Origin of the sequence: Streptomyces poriferorum (genome assembly GCF_019399235.1) — a bacterium.
GTDB classification, from domain to species: domain Bacteria; phylum Actinomycetota; class Actinomycetes; order Streptomycetales; family Streptomycetaceae; genus Streptomyces; species Streptomyces poriferorum.
This window is the reverse complement of record NZ_JAELVH010000035.1, coordinates 41,015-62,291: the sequence shown is the minus strand read 5'-3', so window position 1 is coordinate 62,291 and position 21,277 is coordinate 41,015. Positions and strand designations below refer to the sequence as shown.

Here is a 21,277-nt window from a genome sequence, read left to right as displayed (position 1 = left end):
GGCAGCGGGACGTGGCGCAGCTTGGTAGCGCACTTGACTGGGGGTCAAGGGGTCGCAGGTTCAAATCCTGTCGTCCCGACTGGAGACAGTCGAGGTCAGGGCCGGTTTCGGAGCAATCCGAAACCGGCCCTTGATCATTTTTGGGAACCAGTTGGGGACCAGCTGGAGGTCCGGCGTCCTTGACCGGGTCAGCGGGTCATGACGATGGGGCTCGGGAGCGAGCGTGGTGCGCGCAGCACGTTGAAGTGGGCAGAGAGCGCCGCCCCGGCAGCCGTGATCTTGTGGACATCCGGGTGAAGGTAGCGCTGGGTGGTGGTCAGTGAACCGTGGCCGGCGATCCTGCGGAGGACGTGAACTTGGACCCCGACGTCGGCGAACCAGGTCAATCCGGTGTGTCGGAGGTCGTGGCGGCGCAGATGCTCGTAGCAGAGCTTGGTGACGACGTCGTCCCAGTGGGTGGCGTCGCGCAGGACGGCGGTGGAGATACGTCCGCCGCGCGGGCCCGTGAACAGGCGCGCTTCCGGATTGGGGCTACGCGGGCGCGTTGTACGAGGACCCGCACAATGTCCCTGACCCCCTGACCCGGCCGGGGCCGCACCGCAACTACCTGGCCCTTCTCGGACTCGCAGCCGCTCTCTGCTGCTACAAACGATTCCTCGAACTGACCATGTAGGACACGGTCTAAGCCCTCGCCCAGGTCACGAGCTGTGCGGCATGGGCGGAGTCGGACCGGACGATGGTGATCTCGAGGTGCACCAACTGCAGCCGGAACGGCATTTCCTTGACCACGTGGCGGTTTCGGCGGCCGGGGTGACCATGAAGAACAGCGGCAGGCCCTTGGTGTCCACGACCATGCGCCGCTTGCGGCCGTTGATCTTCTTGCCGGCGTCGTAGCCGCGAGACTCCTTGCCGACGGTGTCGGCAGCCTTCACCGACTGGGAGTCGATGACGGTGGTCACTGCCCCGAGGCTCCCGGCTCACCGCGCGGCGGATGTGTTCGCGGAGCTGGTCGCAGATCTGGCCGATGACGCCGGCCGCGTCCCAGCGGGCCATGAACCCGTAGCAGCTCCGCCTTCTGTTTGGCATGTGGCAGCGCCTGTCCGGTCGGCTCTGGGTGGGGGGTGGCGGTCGTCGTGGTGGGGGCCGTGCCAGTCGAGGCACAGTACGGTGGCGTCGTCGGCCAGGGGGCCGTCGAAGGCGTCGGTGACCGCTGTTGCCAGGACGCGCACGACCTCGCGGGGGTGTTCGGCGGCGGTGTCTCGGATCAGGCGGGGCAGATCGACGGAGCCGGCCTGCCGCTCCTGCATGCCGTCGGTGTAGAGCAGGAGGCGGTCGCCGGGTCGCAGGTCGAGGTCCTGTACGCGGTAGGTGGTGCCGCCGGGTGCGCCGAAGAGAAGGTCGACGTCCAGGTGCACCGCTGCCACTGCGCCGTCGCGCAGGAGCAGGGGTGGGGGGTGTCCGGCATTGACGAGCTGTGAGCCGGTTCCGTCCAGGGCGACGCGCAGGAGCTGGCCGGTGGCGAGGGTGTGGTTGCCGTGGTGGAGGAGGGCCTGGTCGATCCCGCGGGCCTGCTCTGCCAGGTCGGCGCCGTCCCGGCGGGCACTGCGTGAGGCGTTGACCAAGAGGGTGGCCATGAGTGCTGCGTTGACGTCGTGGCCCATGGCGTCGGTGATCGACAGGTGCAGGGTGTCGTGGTCGAGGGTGTAGTCGTAAGTGTCCCCGGCGGCGGATTCGGCGGGCACGAGGGACGCGGCGAGCGCGAACTGTGCGGCTTCGCAGGATGGTGCGTCGGGCAGGAGCTGCCGCTGGATCTCGGCGGCCAAGCTGAGCGGGGTGGCGCGCTGGCCCAAGCGGTAGAGGTCGGTGAAGCGGCGGTCGGTGACGATGATGTACGCCAGCGCGTGAGCGGCCTCGCGGACCTCTTTCAGGATCTCCTGGTCGACGTGCGGCAGGGACAACTCCAGCACCCCGATCGTGTCGCCGCGATTGCTCACCGGGGCGAGCACCCGCTTTCCGCGACCGGCGTCGGGGGCCTGCACCAGTTCCTGGGCACGCAGCACTCGGTCGTAGACGCTGCCGGCCAGTCGGATACGGCCGGCGTGGCGGCCGGACTGCGACGCGGTCTCGTCGCTGACCCGCACCACCTGCTGGCCGACAACATCGACGAACAGGAACGACACCGCCCGCGCTTGGAACCGGTCGCGCAGATTGCGTGCCACCACAGCGAGAGACGCTCCCGGCGCCGCGTCCTCCGCTGCGGCGAGCAGCCTGGCCAGCCCGAACGGGTCTCCCGGCATCGTCGCCTCCCAAGCCTTGCCCTATGCACGCTCCGCCCCTGACCGCGGGCACTGAGCAGCGAATCTCTCACCAGTTCCACCATGCGCCCTTTCAGGACACCAAGCGCGCTCAGCCCCTCGCAGAGACCACCACCTGCCTGCTAGCGAATCGGCGCGACATGACTATCGCCCTTCAACGCAGCCGTGCCCGCGTGCGAGGCACAAGGCATTCGACCGTCCCTGGAGGTCTTTCGCTCTGGCGTAAAACCGATGTTCCGCCGGCCACCGGGGGTGTCCGCCGGCCAGGTGGGCCGGGTGTTCGATCATCCCCCACCGCTCCCGCATGCGGGAGCGGCTCGGCATCAGCCGGGCCGTGCACGCCCACCTCGTGAACAGAGTCAATGAGGTGCAGAGTAAGAGGCAGAATTCCAGGTGAGTTCCCTCGCCGGCCCACCGGTAAGCCAACCTTCAGCCGCTCACCGCGGCGGGTGCCCGCCGCGCGAAGTAGGCGTGCAGCGCCGCCGAGTGCCGCCGTGCCAGTGGTTCGAAGGCCGACCCGTCGCACTGGGCGCGGGTCAGTTGATCGTCGTCCGGATTCCTGTCCACCGGCCGTCCTCTCCGGCCGCCGTTCGGCGCCCACACCCCCTACTTGTCGGCCGGCCGCGTGTGCGTTCGCGGTGGCGTCGGGGCCGGACCGTCACTGAACCGTTCCGGAGTCCCCACAGCCCAGGAACGGGGTGGTATCGGCAGGCTGTCCCAACGGGCGGGGCCGTTCGCTGCATCGTCGTCTCTCGCAAGGACCGCCGAGGGGCATGAGACAGGTCGCGGACGTGGGTTGGGGACCAGTTGGGGACCACACGCCGTGCACGATGGTGCACGTCGGGCCGTCACGGGCACGATCTTCACCCGTATCAGGTCTGCTATATCCAGAAAATGTCCCTGGCCCGCTAACTCTGAGCCCGCCGCGTCCACGCCTCGATGCCGGGCGGTTCCTCGAAACCGGCGACCGAGATCCAGGCTCGTACGACGTCCTCCTTCGTCGTGACGTAGACCGGGCGAAACGTACTGGCCAGGGGCCCGCCGTCAGGGAAGGCGATGCTGAACAGCTCCGCCGACATCACTGCGGCCACCGGGGAGCGGCCCCCGGCGTCGAGAGCGGAACGCAGCGCCGGGGAGTCCACCAGCCGGGCAGCTGTCGCGAGCGCCTGGCCGCGCCGGCCCTTCTCGTCGCCACCGACCTCGGCAGCGTGCAGAGCGACGCGCAGTCTCAGCTCTCCGGTCACGGCGTGTTCGTGCAGAGCGCTTTCCATGGTCCGGAGCACCTCTCGGACGAGAAGGGCGCGACGGGTCTCGTGGGGGAAGAAGAGGAGCATCTCGCCGTCTCCCGCGCGGTGGCGTTCGCATGGCACGTCGGACACGTCGCCCTGCACGGCGGCAAGGACGCCGTGCAGGGCGCGCTGCCGTTCGGCCCGGACTGCTGCCTCGGCGTCGGAGTAGCCCGCGATCTCGGCGATGAGCACGACGCAGCTCCGCACGGGGTCCGGATCACCGGCGCGCTGACTCAGCAGCTGCTGGACGCCTCCGTCCGGTTCCCCGCGGTCGAAACGGGCGCGGCTCCACTCCGCCGCGACCTCCACGGCCCACGGCGGCAGTTCCCGGCTCAGGTCGGTGCGCTCCAGCAGGGGGCGGAGCACGTAGCGGGCGGAGCTGTCGCGGCCGTGGGCCAGCAACCAGTCGAGCGCCACCTCTCCGGCCTCCTGTGCCTCTTCCCGGGTGAGGTCCTGCCTGTACAGCAGGGCATTGAGGACGAACTGGGCGTCGAGGGTGGTGCCGTGGCGTCGCAGCCACGGCATCGTCTGCTCCACGGCCGCCCGCACCTCCTGGGGGCCGAGGTCGGGGCGTTGCAGCAGGGGGCGCAGGACGAACTTGGCCGACGCGTCCGTGCCGACCGACCGGAGCCATGCGAGGCCCAGGGCGACGAACCGGGCCGGGAGCCCCGGCGGCAGGTCGTTCCGGCGCAGTGCGGCACTCAGAACGAACTGGTTCGCGCGGTGGCCGCCGTGCAGGTCCAGCCAGTTCAAGGCACGGTACGCCACGCTGTGGATCTGTTCCTGTGACAGTTCGGGGCTCTGGAGCAGGGGGCGCAGCACGAACTGTGCGGACGTGTCCTCACCGTGGATGTCGAGCCACCGTACGGCGTGCTCCACGACCCGGCGCGTCTCGCCCGCGTCCAGTCCGGTGAGCGCGAGAAGGGGAGCCACCACGAACGTCGCGTCCTCGATGTCTCCGTACGCGTCCAGCCAGTTCAGCGCGTGGTACACGGCCTCCGTCGTCTGCTCCCGGGACAGGCCGGTGCGCGGCAGCAGACCGTTGAGAACGTACTGGGCGCTCTCCGTGCCGAGGTCGGCACGCAACCAGGCCAGGGCCTCGTCGGCGGCGGCCCGTGCCTCCGCCGGTGACAAGTCGGTGCGCCGGAGCAGCTTGCGCAGAGCGGGAGCCGACTTCTCCTGGTCGGCGGGCCCTCCATGGTCCGCCCGCGCGGAATCGGCGAGAGCGCGGAAGCGCTCGGCACGCTCCACGTCGCCGCGGTCGTGCGCGGCCCGGGCGATGGCCTCCAGGTCCGGCGCGGACGCGTGGTCGGCCAGGGCGTTCCACAGGCTTTCGGGTGGGACGAGACGGCTGCGGCGCTCACGTCCGAACCGCACGATGTCGTCCGAGAGCCGGAAGTACATCTGCGAGCCGGACCCCGGTGACACGAGGAACAGGCCCAGGCCTGCCAGGGCGGCGACAGAGACATCCCCCGCAATGGACGGGGCCGATGTGGTGCCGAGGTAGTCTCTGGCCGCCTCCGAGAGGAGCGTGCCGGACATCAGTGGGCCGTGTCCGCATCGGCAGGCATCGGCCGCGGCGTCCACGACGGCCCGCTCGACACCCGTCCCGGAGAGATACCTCTCGATCACGTCACTGGCCTGCGTCGCCCGCACTTCGAGGATCAGGTTCTCCTCGCACAGGGTGCGCGCCTGTGCGTGGGCGTCGTCGGTGGCGGCTGGGGGGACTGTCGTCAGGTCGGTCCATTCCTCGGTCCTCAGCGATCCCAGCACGAGTACGGGACCGCGGTCGGCCGCGTGCAGGAGTGTTCTCAGACCGGCCGCGACGCGCTCGCCCCGGCCGCCGTCCGACCGGTCCAGGAGGTAGCGGTCCGCGTTGTCCAGCCAGACCACCGTGCGCGGGCGGATCGTGGACGGGCTGTCCAGGCACGCTTCCAGCTCGGCAACGGAGTCCGGTTCCCACAGCCACCAGTCGCCCGGAAGCAGGCGCGCGGCCTCCACGCTCGACCGGCTCTTGCCGGAGCCGGGCGGCCCCACGAGCAGTGCCATCACGCTCGCCCCGGCGGCGCAGTCCCGCACGACGTCACGGAACCGCAGGTCGGTGTCGCGCACGTGGTAGGGGGGCAGATGGAGTCGCTCGGCGCCCGCGACGAGTTCGGCCACGGGACGGCCGAGCCGTGAGCGTCGCTCCGACGGCCCGTTGCCCCGCCGCTTCTCCGCCGCGGCGGCGTGATGCCGCAGTGCGGCGAGCCGGAACAGGGAGCGGCCGGCTTCGGCCTCCGGATCCGCCCGTGCGACGAGATGGTGCGTCAGCCAGTCGAAGGCCTCTGTGTCCTTCGGGACGCTCTGTCCGGTGAACCACTCGTACAGCGTGGTGGACCGCAGGATCACGGGAGGCGACTCCCCGGCGGCCTGTCTGATCAGCTCCGAGTGTGTCGGGCGCCCGGCCCGGCCGTGCAGGGCCCGCAGGGCGTCGGCGAGCTCGGCCGGACTGTCGGACGGTGCGGGACCGTACAGGGTCTGGAGGCGGATCACGATCGCCACGCCCGGCCGGGGACCCTCCCGCTCGACCACCGCGACGCACCTCTCCAGAGGCATGAGACCGTCGGGCTTGTCCGACTCGTCGAGCACCACCACGAACTCGATGACGGAACTGACCGCGGGCCTGCCACCCAGGGCGGCTTCGACGGCGTGCGCGTCCGACGGCGCCGTGGCCAGGGCGACCGTGACGTACAGGGGCCCGCCGGGGCAGTGCCACCGTATGTCCCGTCCGGTCACGTCGTCCGCCGGGAGGAGTTCCAGGTTGACGGGCAAGGTGGCGGCAGACTCCTGGGCGAGGGTTCCGACCACATCGGCGAGCGTGAGCGGGCGGCCCCGCAGCTCACGGAGGTGGTCAAAGGCTGTCTCCTGCCCCGGCCGGAGCCCCAGGGAAGCCGGCAGATACGCGCGCGCCCAGCCGAGCAGCTCCCGCAGCAGGATTTCGGCATCCTGGAGCGTGCTGTCGGCCGCAGGGCCCAGCACAGCCCGCACGCTCTCCCGCACGTTCTGTATGACGTCCGACCACTCATCGGCCGGATCTGCCGGACCTGCCGCCCGGTCTTCGCCCGTGACCGGGCGTGCACCTTCCGCCCCCACTTGCGCGCCACCGTGCGCGGCTGTCGTCCTCCCGCCCCCCGCCGGGCGCGAGGGAACCGCGACGGAGTCCGCCAACGACGATTCCTCCACCGGGAGTTCGGTCGTCGCCCACACGTCGTGCAGGACGGCCGCGATGCCCTGCGGGGCATACGGCTGCGCCGCGGCATGCCGGCCGAAAGCGGCCCGGGCCTGCCATGCGTCGTGGGTCGTCAGATGTGTCCGCAGATACGTCCGGGCGGACGCGTGCAGGGCCAGCACCGGATCGCCGTCCGGGACGCGTCGAACCGCGAACAGGCCGCTGGTCAGGACCTCGGCGAGATCGGCGTACGCGGCCTCGGGCACTGCCTGGTCGCGCAGTACGTGCAGCAGGGGAAGGGGCAGTTCCCGCACCACGGAGCAGAGGACGGCCAGGCGTACGGCGGGCGCCGGTGCCGTATGGACGAACGCCTCCGCCAGCAGGGCGGGATCGGACGGGGCCGGAGCCTGGCCGGTCCGCCCCCGGGGAAGGCGGCCGGTGGCGGGGACGAGGACGGCGCCGCAGCCGGCGGGGTCGGCGCGCATGAGGGTGTTCGCCCAGGCGCCCAAGGAGTGCGGGGTGCACGACAGGACGGGCAGAGCGGACCAGGGCCCGGCCGACTGCTCCTCGCCCTCGCGGGGTCTCAGCCGGGGCGGCACCGTGAAGCGCAGGGAGCCGTTGTGACCGCCGGCCCGGCCACCGGCCACGCGTACGGCGGGAAGGTTCAGGGCGGAGCGGCGCCACAGACGCGGGGGCAGCGGGTCGAGCAGGGCCACCGGGATCTGCCGGCCCCACTCGCGCAGGAGCAGCCACGGCGCCGGGGCGTGCCAGCCGCGGGCGGCGCAGTCGGAAAGCACCAGGACCAGCCTCCTGCCCTGGGTGCCGCTGCCGTGGTGGGGGACGCGCGTACCCAGGACCTCGCGGCCGTGGTGGTCGAGCACGCGCGGCTCGGCGCCCTGCCACTCCAGGCGCCAGGTGTGGACGGCGCGGAAGCCTCCCAGGGTGTTCAGGAGCCGGATCACCGCGCGTGAGGTCTCCTCCCACACGCTCATGCTCAGGGAGGAGTCGACCAGGACGACCGCCTCGAACCAGGGTTCCGGAGCAGGGCGGAACAGCGGCACCAGGGGACCGCCGCGCGCGTAGTGCTCCACGGTGGCCTCGACGTCCAGCCTGTTCCGCCCGCCACGTCGCCACGGCCGGCGGAACGGCTGGATCGCACGGCCGACAGCGAGGGCGTCCGGCAGCGGATCGGCACGTCCCAGGGACAGCGGAACGCCCCGCACCGTGGTCTCCGACCCGGACCTGCGCAGGGACAGCTCCGTCCTCCCCGCGCTCGGTGCACCGGCGGTCCGCACGTCCTGCGGCGTGTCGGAGTCAGCAGCCACCGCCTCTCCGGACCCCGCGTCCGGTGCCGTCTCGCCGGCCACCGCGGCCGCCGACGGTTCGGTTCCTTCTCCGACCACACCGGAGGCCGCCAGCCACACGGCGTCGGCGAGCGTGCTCGCGTCGGCGCCGTCGGGCAGCGGCACCCGGCTCAGCGCCCGGAGGAGGCGGGCCAGGGTGTCAGACACGGGAGAGTTCACGCAGGATCAGCTTGCGCAGCTCCTTGTACTGGTCCGGTCCGGGTGCGTGGCCGCCGGTGAGCAGGGCCACGGCGTTCAGCAGCTGGTCGATGGCCAGGTGCTCGCCGGACCTGACACGATCGGCGAACAGCGTGATGACCTCCTCGGCACCGCTCGGCAGCTCGTCGAAGTGAGCCCTGACGATGCCTTCGAGCAGTTCGTCGTCCAGCGGACGCATGGTGTAGCGGATGCACCGCCGCAGGAAGGCCGGTGAGAAGTCCCGCTCGTTGTTGCTGGTCAGGAGGATGAACGGGAACTGTGTGCACCGCACCCGACCGCGCTCGACGGAGTGCTCCTCGTCGCTCTGCCACTGACGGACCTGGACCCGGGGGCGGCGGTACCGCACGAGTTCGGGGATCTCGAACTCCCCGCGCTCCAGCACTTCCAGCAGATCGCTGGGCAGATCCAGGTCGCTCTTGTCGATCTCGTCGATGAGCAGGGCTCGGGGCCGGTCCCCGGGCAGCAGAGCGGTGCCCAGCGGGCCCAGTTGGAGGAAGGGGGAGATGTCGTCCCTGCTGCGTCCCTGCCCCGCCCGGCCCGTGCGGCCCTGCGGCATGGCCGCACGCAGGCTCTGGGCGTGGATGCGCCCCAACGCGTCGTAACGGTAAAGGGCTTCGGTCAGCGAGCTGCGGGACGTGATGTGCCAGCGCAGCACGGGACCGAGGTTCAGCTCGTGAGCCACCTGCTCGATCACGGTGGACTTGCCCGATCCCGCAGGCCCGCTGACGAGGAGCGGCCGGCGCAGGTGCAGGGCGGTGTTGACCGCGTCGGTCAGACCGGGCGGTGGCTGGTACTGCCGGTGCTGCGGCGTACGGGGGAACGTGCGCCACGGGGGCGGATCGGCCAGCGGAGTGTCCCGCTGCTCGCCGTCACCTCGGTAATAGGGCTTCCAGCTCACCATTCCTCCTCGGGTCCGACCACGACGCGTTGTTCGAAGGGTCGGCAGAACTCCAGCCATGCCTCGTCGTGCCAGACGGTGCGTACGTCTCCCAGACACGCCCCGCAGCCCTCGTGCTCCTGGGACCACCGCTGCCGGTAGGCGGCGGGCAGGCCGTCCGGAAGGCTGTGCCAGTGCTGCCGCACCAGGGACGGCAGCGCTCCGGCCGTCCGGGTGCCCGGGCGCGGCCACAGGATGATCGGAGCGTAGGGCAGCAGCAGCTCCAGGGCGTCCTGCAAGGTGTCGGGGTGGTGGTCGAGTCCGACGGCGGTGTCGTACCGGCCGGTCGTGAGGCCCCGTTCGAGTCCCTGCCGGTCGTCCAGGACCGACACCCCGATCCACTCCACCGACACGGCGCCGCATGAGGCCATGGCGCGCAGTGCCTTGCGGGCGGCGTCGTTCATCTCGGCGTTCTCCTCGGCCGGGTCCATCCGGCCGCTCCACCGGACCACGACGTCGTGGTTGACCCCGAGCAGCCGGCGACCGACCTTTTCCTCCTCGGGCTGCCAGCGTGCCAGCAGGTGGGCGGGGGCCGCGACGTCCACGTTGACCAGTTGTTCCGGCGACGGGAGTCGGCCACGCGCCCACGCCAGCACGGCACCGATCGCCCGGCCCGTGCCCAGGCGGTCCGCGGACTCGCACCGGAAGCGGTGGTGCACCGGCAGTCGCTCCCCGGTGCCGACCAGCCAGGCGTCCACCTCCTCCGGCCAGTCGGTCAGCGCGCCGGCCAGGCTGACGACGAGGCGGAGCTCCCCCTGCTGCCGCTTCCGCGCCAGCTCCGTCCGGGCATCGTTGAACTCGGTGACGGCCCCGAGGCCACCCGCCCAACTCCGCAGCCGTGCCACGACGTCGGCACTGCCGGACAGTTCGGCCAGCGCCGCCACGAGACGCGCGGGCGCCTTCCAGCGGGGCTCGTCCACGCCCGACGCGCGCAGCGCCGCGTACTCGACCAGGCCACGCAGCAGCTGGGCACCCTCCGCCTCCGGGGGCAGCCCCGCCAACTGGCGTGCCTCACGCAGGAGATCACTGGTGAGGACGTCGGCGAGCACCGTGTTGAGGAGCGACACCGTGTCGGCACAGGTGAGGAGCGTCTCCACCACCTGGATGACCCGATCGCGCCACTGCGGGTCGGCCGTGTCGTCGATCCGGCCCTCCCGCGCGAACGTGTACAGCTCATCGAGGTCCCCGCGGGTCCGGGGGGTCGGCAGTCGCATATCGGCTCGCCACATGGACACGGCCTGTTCGAGGTCCCTCATGCCTGCCGGCCCGACCACTCCGCCTCCGGCGCCGGGAGCGGAGCGCACGTTGCGGGCCAGCCAGAGCCCCTCGGCGACGAAAGGGTCGTTGTCGTACTCGAACCTCCCGATGGCCTGTCCCCTGACCCGGCCGCGCAGGTTCTCGATGAGCAGTGCGTCCGCGTACACCGTGGTGTGTGCTCCGGCGATGCCTTCCCGTAACGCCGCGACCAGGGCGAAGCTCAGTCGCATGTCGCGGGCTTCCTGGCCGGCGGCCGCGGCGGTGACGACGGACATCCTCGTACGGCCGGCCCGGACCCCGCCCGTGATCCGGCGCATGTCGGGCATCCCGCCAGTGGCGTGGCAGGTGTCGACGAGGGCGATCACGCCCTCGACCCCGGGCTCGTCGACGGCGTCCGTGAGCAACTGGCCGACGTTCAGGGCGGAGATGGTGCTTCCGGTCGTGGAACCGGCGACCATGAAGTACAGGTCGGCCTGGAGCGGAGGGGTGAAGCCGTGTCCGAGCAGTGCCAGTACCAGCACCGCGTTGTCCTCCCGCGCGCACCGGACCGCCTCGCGCACGGCGGCACGGACGTCCTCGGTGGTGAGCGTCGAACCGAGCAGGAGCGAGCCGTTGGCGCCGGTGCGGGGGGTGCACGCCCCGAGTGCCGGGGTCGTCAGCACGTCGTGCAGGGCCCGGGCGGCCTCCTCCAGCCGGGACAGCCTGCGCATGGCCGTGCACTGCGCACCCACGACCAGCACATGCCGGCGTTGCTCGTCGGTCACCTCTTCAGTGCTTCGACCAGGGGACCGGCGACCCCCGGCTGCCGGAGGTACTTCGTCGCGGTGTGGACCCACAGACCGTCGGAATCCACCCGGCTGGTCTCTGGCACGACCCCCGCCTCATTGGGCAGCATCCACTTGTCGAGGCGCGGCCGGCCCACCACCACGTCGTCGCGGTCCCAGAAGTTCAGCCACCGCTCGACGCGGTCGGGGGTGCGGGGCGGCTGCGGAACCAGCCGTTGCAGAACCGCGGCCCCGGTGGCCAGCGGCGACCCCAGCGTCATGAGCAGCGGAACCGGCCCTTTGTGCTGGCGCAGCGCCTCGAACGCGACCACGGTGCCCAGCGAGTGGCTCACCACGATCAGCGGCCGGCCGGGATCCGTCCCCTCCAGCACCCGCTCGCGGATCCGGACGTCCAGGGTGTGCCCCCTGTCGTCGGCCTCCCGCCTGCGGAGGTAGCGCCCGACCTGGGCCAGGTGCCACAGCAACGGCGTGCCGCTCGCCCACTGCGCGCACCCCCGCAGCCCCGGCGTCTGCGACAAGGTCGTCAGCACCTGCCCGAGCACCCGGAACGGCTCCCCGGCGCCCTGCTCCTCGGTCTCGCCGGCACCCGGCAGTTGCGCACGGGCGTCCTCGGCCACGGCCGCCGTCCGCCGGTCTCCCCGTTCCGCTGCCTGCCGTGCGAGTTCGTCGACCAGGGACGCGACGAACTCGGTCATGAAGGCGGCGTCCTCCGGCTCGTCGAGCGTCCAGGGCCCGTCGCCCTGGGCCTCGGCGTCCGTGAACAGGTCGCTGTAGTCGGCGAAGCGCACCTCCGCCAGCCAGCCCTGCGTCAGCCCGGAGACCGCGTCGGCGTGCCCGGCCGCGCGTGCTCCCTCGGCCAGCGCCACGAGCCACTCACGTCGTTCGCCCGCGGCGTCCCGCGGACCGCCGATCCCGTGGACGAACACCAGTTGAGGAGTGCCCGAAACGCTCACTCGTGCCCCCGAAGTACCTTGCGCCGACTATCGGATGAACCATAGCGACAACTCACGGGCCCGGGGCGTGAATCAGTCAGGTGACGGACCGTCCGGCCGTGCGACGGGAATCGCGCCCCCGCCCGCCCCGGGCTGCCGATCAGCAGGGCGCCGGGGCTCCGGCGTCAGGGCCGCACCGACGCCGCGCAGCGGAAGCCCCCGTGTCCGGTCGTGCTGTCGGGGGTGTTGGAGGTCCGCGCGGCGACCCGGTAGCGGTTGCAGTACGAGCGGTGGCACAGGTATGAGCCGCCGCGCAGCACGCGGTTCTCGCCGTGCGGTGGTCCGGCCGGGTCCGAGCGGGTCTCCGGCCGGGCTTCGGCGTGCCAGTCGGCGCTGAACCGGTCGGCGCACCACTCCCACACGTTGCCCGAGGTGTTGTGGAGGCCGAGGCCGTTGGGGGCGTACGTCTTGACGGGCGCGGTGCCCGTGAAGCCGTCCTCGTGCGTGTTGCGTACGGGGAAGTCGCCCTGCCAGATGTTGCAGCGGTGCCGGCCGTTCGGCGTCAGTTCGTCACCCCAGGGGAAGCGCGCCCGGACGAGTCCGCCGCGGGCCGCCTTCTCCCACTCGGCCTCGGTCGGCAGCCGCTTGCCCGCCCAGCGGGCGTAGGCCGTCGCGTCGTTCCACGACATGTGGACCACCGGGTGGTCGCGGCGGTCTCCGACCGAGGTGCCCGGGCCTTCGGGGGCACGCCAGTGCGCTCCGGCCACCGCGCGCCACCAGGGGGCGCCGGGCACCGTGCCCGGCAGCACGGCGTGGCGGGCCCGGGGCGGGACGAAGGAGCCGAACACATAGGACCAGCCGATGAGTTCGGCCTCCGTGCGATAGCCGGTGGCCTTGACGAAGACGGCGAAACGGGCGTTGGTGACACAGGCCGCGTCGATGTGGAACGGGGCGAGCGTGACCTCCCGTACGGGCCCCTCGCCGTCGGCCGGGAACGCGTCCTCGTCCTCGCCGCCCATCAGGAACGGACCGCCGGGCACCGCCACCATGCCGCGCAGCAGCTCGGCGGTGCGGCGCTGCGGGACGGCGAAGTCCGCCGGGGGAGCGGTCGTGGCGCTCCCGCGGGCGGGCCCGCAGCAGGCGCTCACCGCGAGACCCCCGGGTCCAGCAGCTCCGCCAGGTCCTGGCCGGTGGTGCGCAGCAGCAGGGCCACCCCGCCGAGCGCGGCGGCGTCGCCGCCCAGCGTGGAGCCGCGCACCTCGATCGTGCGGGGGGCGGACGGCAGGGAGAGCGCGGCCAGCTGTTCGCGGATCGGGGTGAGGACGAGCGCGTCGAGGGCCGCCGGTTCCCCGTAGACGACGATGCACTCGGGGTCGACCTGCGCGGCGAGTGCCGCGAGCACCCGCCCCGCCACGACGGCGGCGTTCCGGATCACCTCGGCCGTCTGCGGACTGCCCTCGGCCGCGAGGGCGATCAGTTCCGCGGCGTCCGCGGCGTTCACTCCGCGATCGGCGCAGGCGGCGAGCAGCGCCGGGATGGAGATGAGTCCCTCCAGGCAGCCGCGGCCCCCGCAGTGGCAGGGCTTTCCCTCGGGGTCGCAGCTGGTGTGGCCGATCTCCCCGGCGGTGCCGTGGGCGCCGTGCACCAGCGCGCCGTTGACGACGAGCCCGCCGCCGACCCCTTCGGACCAGCGCAGGTACACGGCGTTCTCGATCCCGCGTGCCGCTCCCCAGGTCACCTCGGCGAGGGCCGCGAGCCGGGAGTTGTTGTCGGTGAGCACGGGGGCGTCGAAGTGCCGGCCCAGCTCCTCGGCGACATGGCCCGCGAACGGCGTCATGGTGTGCGGGTCGCCGGAGGCCGGGTTCTGCACGAAGCCGGGAAGGCCGAGACCGATGCCGGCGACGGGCGCGAGGCTGATGTTCTCGCGCCGCACCAGGTCCTCGACGGCGCGGATCGCCTGCGAGGCGCGTTCGGCCGCGCCGCTGTCCGCCGGGACGGGGGCGCTGTGGCGGCCGACGATCTCGTGGGCGCAGTTGGCCACCACCACATGGATGTGGTGGCGCTGGAGATCGATGCCGATCAGCTCGGCGCCGCGGGAGTTGAGCGAGATCTCCAGGGCCGGTCTGCCGCGCCCGCGCGGCTGCTCGGAGTCCGGGGCCTGCTGCTCGACGACGGCCTTGCGTTCCAGCAGATCGGACACGATCGCGAACAGGGTCGTGCGGGAGAGACCGACCCGCGCCTTCAGCTCGCCGCGGCTCAGCGCGCCCGACCTGCGCAGTTCACCGAGTACGGCGGCTTCGTTGGCCCTGCGCAGGCGCTGGAGGGCATCGGTGCGTTCCGTCATGGACGCATGGTCGATCGGTCAAGGGGTTTCTGTCAACGCCCGGGACGAATTCACACAATGTTTATTCCCAAGGGTTGACGTAAAAAAGTCACCGTCCCTACAGTTCCGGTCAATTGCCGGCAGCGGCACGCGTCGGGACATCACCTGGCGGCGTGTCGGCCGGTTCCCCGGCAGCACCGTGAGCGACCACCGAAAGGGCGGCCCGAGTGGCTCCGCGCAACGTCCTGTTCCTGATGACCGACCAGCACCGGGTCGACACCCTGGGCTGTTACGGCAACCCACTCGTCGACACCCCCGCCCTGGACGCACTGGCGGCCGAGGGGACACGCCTCGACCGCTTCTACACCCCGACCGCGATCTGCACGCCGGCCCGTGCCTCGCTCGCCACCGGGCTCCACCCCTTCCGCCACGGCATGCTGAACAACCCCGAGCGCAACGGCGGGAGCAAGGACGAGCTCTCCGACGAAGACCCCATGCTCTGGAGCCAGTTGAAGGACCAGGGCTACTCGGTCGGCCATGTCGGCAAGTGGCACATCGGCCGCGAGCGTGGACCCGAGTTCTACGGCCTGGACGGCGAGCACCTGCCCGGCGCCCTCAACCCCGTCCACCACCCCTCGTACGAGAAGTGGCTGGAGGAGAACGGCTTCCCGCCCTTCTCGGTGAGCGAACCCGTCTTCGGCACAGCGGCCAACGGCACCGGCCGCGGCCACCTCATCGCCGGACGGCTCCAGCAGCCCGCCGAAGCCACCATCGAGGCCTTCCTCACCGACCGCACGCTCGGCCTGCTCGACCGCTACGCCGCCGAGTGGAAGGCGAACGCCACCCCGTTCATGCTCTCCTGCCACTGGTACGGCCCGCACCTGCCCTACCTGATCCCGGACAGCTACTACGACCTGTACGACCCCGACGACGTACCCCTGCCCGCCTCGATGGCCGAGACCTTCGCCGGGAAGCCCGAGGTGCAGCGCCAGTACAGCGCCTACTGGTCCTCGGACGACTTCGACGCCGCCGCCTGGCGCAAGCTCATCGCCGTCTACTGGGGCTACGTCACGATGATCGACCACCAGGCCGGCCGGCTGATCGAGGCCCTCAAGGGCCACGGCCTGTGGGACGACACCGCGGTCTTCTTCACCGCGGACCACGGCGAGTTCACCGGCGCTCACCGGCTCAACGACAAGGGCCCGGCGATGTACGAGGACATCTACCACATCCCCGGCATCGCCCGCGTCCCCGGCGCCCCCGCCCAGGTCAGCGACGACTTCGCCTCCCTCATCGACCTCAACCCGACCATTCTCGAACTGGCCGGGGCCCCCGTGCCCGAGCAGTGCGACGGCACCAGCCTGCTGCCCCTGCTGCACGGGGCCGACTCCGGGGGCACCCGCGACGAGATCGTCGCCGAGTTCCACGGCCACCACTTCCCGTACTCCCAGCGCATGCTCCGCGACCGGCGCCACAAGCTGGTGCACAACCCGGAGAGTGTGCACGAGCTGTACGACCTGGAGACCGACCCGCACGAACTGCACAACGTGTACGACGCGCCCGCCTACGCCGAAGTCCGGCGCGACCTCACTGTCCGGCTCTACCGCGAACTGCTGCGCCGCGGCGACCCCGCCTACACCTGGATGAGCTACATGGCCGACATCGGCGGCGACCGGGCCGCGGACGTCGACGGAGTCGCGGAGGAAGTGGCATGAAGACACCCGTCAACGCTCCGGCGGAGCACCGGACCGAGCGCGCGGACCCGGAGCGCGTCGAAAGCCCGAAGCGCACGGGCGGCACCAGGAAGAAGGCGCGGGAAACGGGCCGGATCACCGCCGTGCTGCTCGCCCTCGCCTCCGCCGCGCTGGGACTGCTCGTCTGGGTGGTGCTCGCCAACAGCGGCATCGAGGGCTTCCCCGGTCCGGTCGTCGTGGCCCGCCGAGCGGGTGAACTCATCGCCGACGGAACGCTCTTCGAGGACGCGGGCGCCAGCCTGAAGCGAGTCCTCATCGGCTACGTCCTCGGTGTCGTCCTGGCGGTGCCCGTCGGTTTCGTCATGGGCTGGTACCCCGTGGTCCGCAGGCTGATCGAGCCGTGGCTCCAGTTCTTCCGTATGGTGCCCCCGCTCGCGATCATCCCGCTCGCCATCGTCCTCATGGGCATCGACGAGACCCCGAAGATCTTCGTGATCTTCCTGGCCTCGTTCCTCTCATCGGTCGTCTCCACCTTCCAGGGCGTCGTAGCCGTCGACGTCACCCTCGTCAACGCGGCCCGGGTACTCGGCGCCCGCGACCCGCAGGTCTTCCTCGGCGTCGTCGTACCGGCCTCCACCCCCTTCATCCTGGTCGGCATGCGGATCGGGCTCGGCGCCTCCTGGGCGACCGTCGTCGCCGCCGAACTCATCGCGGCCCAGGGCGGACTGGGCTTCCGGATGCAGCAGGCACAGCTCTACTACGACCTGCCGACCATCTTCGTCCAGCTCATCGCGATCGGTGCGATCGGACTCGCCATGGACCGGCTGCTGCTCGTCGCCGAGCGCAGGCTCACCCACTGGCAGGAACGGCGGTAACCATGCCCACCATCCAATTCCACGACGTGACAAGGGACTTCGCGGTCAAGGACGGCGACTTCCTGGCCCTGGACCGGGTGAACCTCGACATCCAGGACGGCGAGTTCGTCACCGTCGTCGGCCCGTCCGGCTGCGGCAAGAGCACCTTGATGAACATCGCCGCCGGACTCCTCGACGCCACCGACGGAGAAGTCACCGTGGACGGCGTCCCCGTCCACGGCCCGGCCCCCGAGCGGGGTGTCATCTTCCAGCAGTACGCGCTCTTCCCCTGGATGACCGTCACCGCCAACGTCGAGTACGGCCTCAAGGTCGCGGGCGTCAAGAAGGCGGAGCGCCGGCGCAGGGCCCGCGAGGTCATCGAGCTCGTCGGCCTCACCGACTTCGCCGACTCCCTGCCCAAGACCCTGTCCGGCGGCATGAAACAGCGCTGCGCCATCGCCCGCGCCTACGCCGTGGACCCCAAGGTCCTGCTCATGGACGAACCCTTCGGCGCGCTCGACTCACTCACCCGGGTCCGTATGCAGGAGTCGCTCCTCGACACCTGGGGCCGCGACCGGCGCACCGTCATGTTCATCACCCACGACGTCGACGAGGCCGTCTTCCTCGCCAACCGCGTCGTCGTCATGGCGGCCCGCCCGGGCCGCATCCACACCGTCATCCCGGTCACGCTGCCCTACCCCCGTACAGAGGAGCAGCGCCTGTCGCCCGGGTTCGCCGAACTGCGGGCCCAGGTGTGGCACGCCGTCCACCACCAGCCCGCCCCGCTCGAAGGAATGGTGTCATGAAGTCGATCCCTGCCGTCCGCCGCCGAACCGCCGGCCTGCTCCTGGCCCTGGCGCTCGTCTCCACCGCCACCGCCTGCGGGGACGACTCCGCGGACGCCGCCGGCGGAGCGCAGAAGGTGAAGTTCGGCTACATCGCCGACTACAGCGGCTCCGTCGCCCTGGCCGTAGCCCAGAAGCAGGGGCTGTGGAAGAAGGCGGGCGTCACCCCCGACCTGAGAGTCTTCACCAACGGACCGCTCCAGGTCACCGCTCTGGGAACCGGTGACCTGGACTTCGGCTACCTCGGCCCCGGCGCCCTGTGGCTGCCCGCCTCGGGCCGCGCCTCCATCGTCTCCGTCAACATGCTGGGCCTCGCCGACCGGGTCATCGCCCGGCCCGGTTCCGGCATCGAGAAGCCGGCCGACCTCAAGGGCAAGAAGGTGGCCGTCGCCGAAGGCACCTCGGGCGACATGATCCTGAACCTCGCTCTGAACGAGGCCGGTCTGAAGCCGGACGACATCACGAAGGTCGCCATGGACGCCTCGACCGTCGTCACGGCGTTCTCGTCGGGCCAGGTCGACGCGGCCGCCACCTGGTACCCGCTGATCGACACGATGAAGAAGAAGGTCCCCGGCCTCAAGGAGATCAGCCGGACGCAGGACTACTACCCCAAGCTGACCTTCCCCAACGTCTTCGTCACCCAGCCGAAGCTGGCCTCCGGCAACCCGGAGCTCGTCAAGAAGGTGACCGGAGTGCTCAAGGAGGCCGGTGACTGGATCGCCGCGCATCCCGAGGAGTCGGAGACCGTCGCCGCCGACTTCCTGAAGCTGCCGGCCGACCAGCTCAAGGGCTCCACGAAGTACGTGAAGATCCTGCCCTCCGACGAGCTGACGAAGCTCACCCAGGACGGAACCGTCGACGGCTGGTTCGACGAACTGGCCGGTGTCTTCGGCCGGATGGGCAAGCTGCCCGAGGCGGGCAAGGCCTCGGACTACTACCTCGGTGACCTGTACACCGCAGCCGGAAAGGCGGACCGCTCATGAACGACGCCCCGTACGAAGGCCAGGCCGACGCCCTGAGACGGCGCGGGTTCCTCGTGGGAGCCGCCGGCCTGGCCGGCGCCGCCCTCCTGCCCGGGTTCACCGCCACCGAAGCCGCGGCGGCCACCGCACAGCCGGCGGGGGCCCCGCTCAAGGTGGTCTCCGGCGGCCGGGCCGGGGCCACGTTGCTCTGGTGGGGCGGGGGCAGCGCGGAGTTCGCCGCCACCGAACTCCGTGACTACCTCCACCGGATCACCGGCGCCCGGCTCCCGTTGCGCGCCGTCCCCGACCCCGGCGCCGCCCGGCCCGAGGGCGTCACCGGCCTGGTGGCCCTGCACGCCGGAACCGGCGCACGGGACGCGATACCCGAGGCGCGGCTCGCGGACGCCGGCCGGGAACTCTCCGGCGCCCCCGAGGACTCCTTCACCCTGCTCGGTGACAACACCTGCCTCCTGCTGACGGGGCAGGGCGACCGGGCGCCGCTGTACGCCGTCTACGCCCTCCTGGAACGGACCGGCGTGCGCTTCTTCGCCCCGGCCTTCCCCGCGTACGAGGGCCACCACGAGTACGTACCGAAAACCCGCACCCTCGCCCTGCCCGCCGTGCGCCTCACCGACCGTCCGGGCTCGCAGTTGCGCCGGCAGTACGCCGAGGAGGGCTTCAGCCACACAGCGAAGAGCCTGCCGCCGCTGCTCGACTGGATGGCGAAGAACCGCCTCAACACCTACGTCCACCCGACCGACTACCTGGGCCTCGGCGTCACCACGTACGACGGTGTACGGGACGTACTGGTCCGCGAGGCCGGCAAGCGCGCGCTGCGCGTCGAGACCGGCGGCCACGGCTACGACAGCTTCCTGCCGAAGGCCGACTACCCGCAGTACTACGCGTCCGGCGGGCCGCTCTTCGACATCTACAACCCCGAGGCCCTGGACGCGTACGTGGCCAAGGTCCTGGCCTTCCTGCGTGAGCGTCCGGAGATCACGGTCTTCGACTGCTGGCCGCCGGACGTCGGCGCCTTCCAGAAGCCGATCCTCGACCGCTACGGCAGCCCGGCCAACGCGGAGTCGGTGGTCGTCAACGAACTCGTCCGGGTGCTGCGCGAGGAACTGCCCGGGGTCCGGGTCGAACGGATCGCGTACGCCTCCACCGTCCAGCCGCCCGACCCGGAGTACGCGAGCGACCCCGAGGTCATCGTGGACTTCGCCCCGTACTCCCGGAACTACGACGGCCACCTCGGCGACCCCGCGACCGGGGCCAACGTCTCCTTCGCGAAGGCACTGCGGGCCTGGCGCACCACACACCGCGGACCGCTCGCGATGTACGAGTACTACCGGCGCTACCGCTGGCGCAGCCTGCCGGTGCACCCGCTCGCCACCATCGCGGGCGACGTCGGTTTCGAGGCGGCTCTCGGGATCAACGGCTACGGGATGTACAGCGAGCCGGGCGACTGGATCACGTACGAACACGTCCAGAACCTGTTCGCCGCGCTGGCCTGGGACAGCACCCTGGACGCCGGTGCCTTCCTCGACGGCTACCTCCGGGCGCGGTTCGGCGCCCGTGCGGCAGCGGCGACGGGGCGCTACTACGACCTCACGCGCCTCGACCCGGACACCCACGGCCCGGCCGTGCTCACCACGAACTACACGCAGGCCCGTGCGGCCCTCCAGGAGGCGACCGGGCAGGCGGCCGGTGCGGCGGCGCGCACCGTGCTCGACCGGCTGACCCGCAACCTCGACATCGCCCTGGCCGACATGAGGATCGGCCTGGCTCCGGCGGGCAGCACCGAACTCGACACCGCCCGCCAGGAGTACCGGGCGCTCGTGCACCGCAACCGGTTCACCGGCATCTGCCTGCCCAACATGCAGGCCTGGTGGCGATGGAACGGCCCGCAGGGCCAGGCACCGTACGACGACGCGGGGATCCGCCAGGGCGTCGTCGACACGTATGCGAGTCCGGCGGCCGGCTTCGGCAACCCGGGCCTCCTCGTGCTCGAACCGGCCGGTGACTCCGTGCCCCTCGACGTGGAGGCCCAGGACGTCGACTTCACCGGCCACACCGTCCACTGGTCGGCCACCGCTCCGGAAGGCGTCCTCGTGGAGCCGGCCGGCGGCACGCTGACGGTCCGCGGGACCCGGGGCGGGATCCAGCGCGTGGCCGTGCGGGCCGGCGCCGGCACGGCATCCGGCAGGCAGCGGATCACGCTGGACTTCCGACTGGCCGACGGGACCCGGCTGGTCCCCTCGGAGGTGGCGGTCGACATTCGCTGACCGAACGGCCACCCGCCGGCTCCGCT

General features: G+C 71.5%; 13 protein-coding genes, 1 tRNA gene and 2 pseudogenes. 6 read left to right on the top strand and 10 right to left on the bottom strand.

From position 1 onward, the window contains the following. Positions 1-5: 5 nt before the first annotated feature. Positions 6-79: transfer RNA gene (locus tag JGS39_RS09555), tRNA-Pro, on the top strand. A gap of 109 nt (positions 80-188) precedes the next feature. Here JGS39_RS09555 and JGS39_RS09550 read toward each other — a convergent pair. The 10 genes and pseudogenes from JGS39_RS09550 to JGS39_RS09505 form a co-directional block, all read right to left on the bottom strand. Then, positions 189-530, bottom strand: a pseudogene (locus JGS39_RS09550) (tyrosine-type recombinase/integrase); the annotation flags it as partial. 282 nt (positions 531-812) lie between these two features. Continuing rightward, positions 813-950 (bottom strand): annotated as a pseudogene (locus JGS39_RS40700) (transposase); the annotation flags it as partial. Positions 951-977: 27 nt separating this feature from the next. After that, positions 978-2,297: a PP2C family protein-serine/threonine phosphatase gene (locus JGS39_RS09540; protein ID WP_219568324.1), complete on the bottom strand. Its 1,320-nt coding sequence runs from the start codon at positions 2,295-2,297 to the stop codon at positions 978-980. Positions 2,298-2,744: 447 nt separating this feature from the next. Next, positions 2,745-2,882 carry a hypothetical protein gene (locus JGS39_RS09535; RefSeq protein ID WP_219568323.1) on the bottom strand — a complete coding sequence of 46 codons (138 nt, stop codon included), beginning with the start codon at positions 2,880-2,882 and terminating at the stop codon, positions 2,745-2,747. 341 nt (positions 2,883-3,223) lie between these two features. Further along, on the bottom strand, positions 3,224-8,326 hold the full coding sequence (locus tag JGS39_RS09530; protein ID WP_219568322.1) for an SAV_2336 N-terminal domain-related protein: 5,103 nt from the start codon (positions 8,324-8,326) through the stop codon (positions 3,224-3,226). Further along, complete coding sequence (locus tag JGS39_RS09525; RefSeq protein ID WP_219568346.1) at positions 8,319-9,275, bottom strand: AAA family ATPase; 957 nt, start codon at positions 9,273-9,275, stop codon at positions 8,319-8,321. The genes JGS39_RS09530 and JGS39_RS09525 overlap by 8 nt, the downstream gene beginning before the upstream one ends. After that, on the bottom strand, positions 9,272-11,335 hold the full coding sequence (locus JGS39_RS09520) for a vWA-MoxR associated conflict system protein (protein ID WP_308120282.1): 2,064 nt from the start codon (positions 11,333-11,335) through the stop codon (positions 9,272-9,274). Before JGS39_RS09520 ends, JGS39_RS09525 begins: the two co-directional genes overlap by 4 nt. Further along, positions 11,332-12,309: a hypothetical protein gene (locus JGS39_RS09515; protein ID WP_308120281.1), complete on the bottom strand. Its 978-nt coding sequence runs from the start codon at positions 12,307-12,309 to the stop codon at positions 11,332-11,334. The genes JGS39_RS09520 and JGS39_RS09515 overlap by 4 nt, the downstream gene beginning before the upstream one ends. Before the next feature lie 164 nt (positions 12,310-12,473). Then, entirely contained in the window at positions 12,474-13,436 is a 963-nt protein-coding gene (locus JGS39_RS09510; protein WP_219568321.1) for a formylglycine-generating enzyme family protein, read from the bottom strand. Next, entirely contained in the window at positions 13,433-14,632 is a 1,200-nt protein-coding gene (locus tag JGS39_RS09505) for an ROK family transcriptional regulator (protein WP_219568320.1), read from the bottom strand. The genes JGS39_RS09510 and JGS39_RS09505 overlap by 4 nt, the downstream gene beginning before the upstream one ends. Positions 14,633-14,838: 206 nt before the next feature. Here JGS39_RS09505 and JGS39_RS09500 point away from each other — a divergent pair, with 206 nt between their 5' ends. Genes JGS39_RS09500 through JGS39_RS09480 form a run of 5 tightly spaced genes read left to right on the top strand, consistent with a single transcriptional unit; the run spans position 14,839 to position 21,251 of the window. After that, positions 14,839-16,326 carry a sulfatase family protein gene (locus tag JGS39_RS09500; protein ID WP_219568319.1) on the top strand — a complete coding sequence of 496 codons (1,488 nt, stop codon included), beginning with the start codon at positions 14,839-14,841 and terminating at the stop codon, positions 16,324-16,326. Then, complete coding sequence (locus JGS39_RS09495; RefSeq protein ID WP_236063144.1) at positions 16,323-17,180, top strand: ABC transporter permease; 858 nt, start codon at positions 16,323-16,325, stop codon at positions 17,178-17,180. The genes JGS39_RS09500 and JGS39_RS09495 overlap by 4 nt, the downstream gene beginning before the upstream one ends. A 2-nt stretch (positions 17,181-17,182) precedes the next feature. Continuing rightward, entirely contained in the window at positions 17,183-17,965 is a 783-nt protein-coding gene (locus tag JGS39_RS09490; protein WP_219568318.1) for an ABC transporter ATP-binding protein, read from the top strand. Next, complete coding sequence (locus JGS39_RS09485) at positions 17,962-18,987, top strand: aliphatic sulfonate ABC transporter substrate-binding protein (protein WP_219568317.1); 1,026 nt, start codon at positions 17,962-17,964, stop codon at positions 18,985-18,987. The genes JGS39_RS09490 and JGS39_RS09485 overlap by 4 nt, the downstream gene beginning before the upstream one ends. After that, positions 18,984-21,251 carry a DUF4838 domain-containing protein gene (locus JGS39_RS09480; RefSeq protein WP_219568316.1) on the top strand — a complete coding sequence of 756 codons (2,268 nt, stop codon included), beginning with the start codon at positions 18,984-18,986 and terminating at the stop codon, positions 21,249-21,251. The genes JGS39_RS09485 and JGS39_RS09480 overlap by 4 nt, the downstream gene beginning before the upstream one ends. Positions 21,252-21,277: the final 26 nt, after the last annotated feature.

What these genes read in the sequence shown, in the direction of transcription:
- JGS39_RS09480 (WP_219568316.1), top strand. Translation starts at nt 18,984, where the DNA reads ATGAACGACGCCCCGTACGAAGGCCAGGCCGACGCCCTGAGACGGCGC.
- JGS39_RS09540 (WP_219568324.1), bottom strand. Translation starts at nt 2,297, where the DNA reads ATGCCGGGAGACCCGTTCGGGCTGGCCAGGCTGCTCGCCGCAGCGGAG.
- JGS39_RS09495 (WP_236063144.1), top strand. Translation starts at nt 16,323, where the DNA reads ATGAAGACACCCGTCAACGCTCCGGCGGAGCACCGGACCGAGCGCGCG.
- JGS39_RS09485 (WP_219568317.1), top strand. Translation starts at nt 17,962, where the DNA reads ATGAAGTCGATCCCTGCCGTCCGCCGCCGAACCGCCGGCCTGCTCCTG.
- JGS39_RS09505 (WP_219568320.1), bottom strand. Translation starts at nt 14,632, where the DNA reads ATGACGGAACGCACCGATGCCCTCCAGCGCCTGCGCAGGGCCAACGAA.
- JGS39_RS09490 (WP_219568318.1), top strand. Translation starts at nt 17,183, where the DNA reads ATGCCCACCATCCAATTCCACGACGTGACAAGGGACTTCGCGGTCAAG.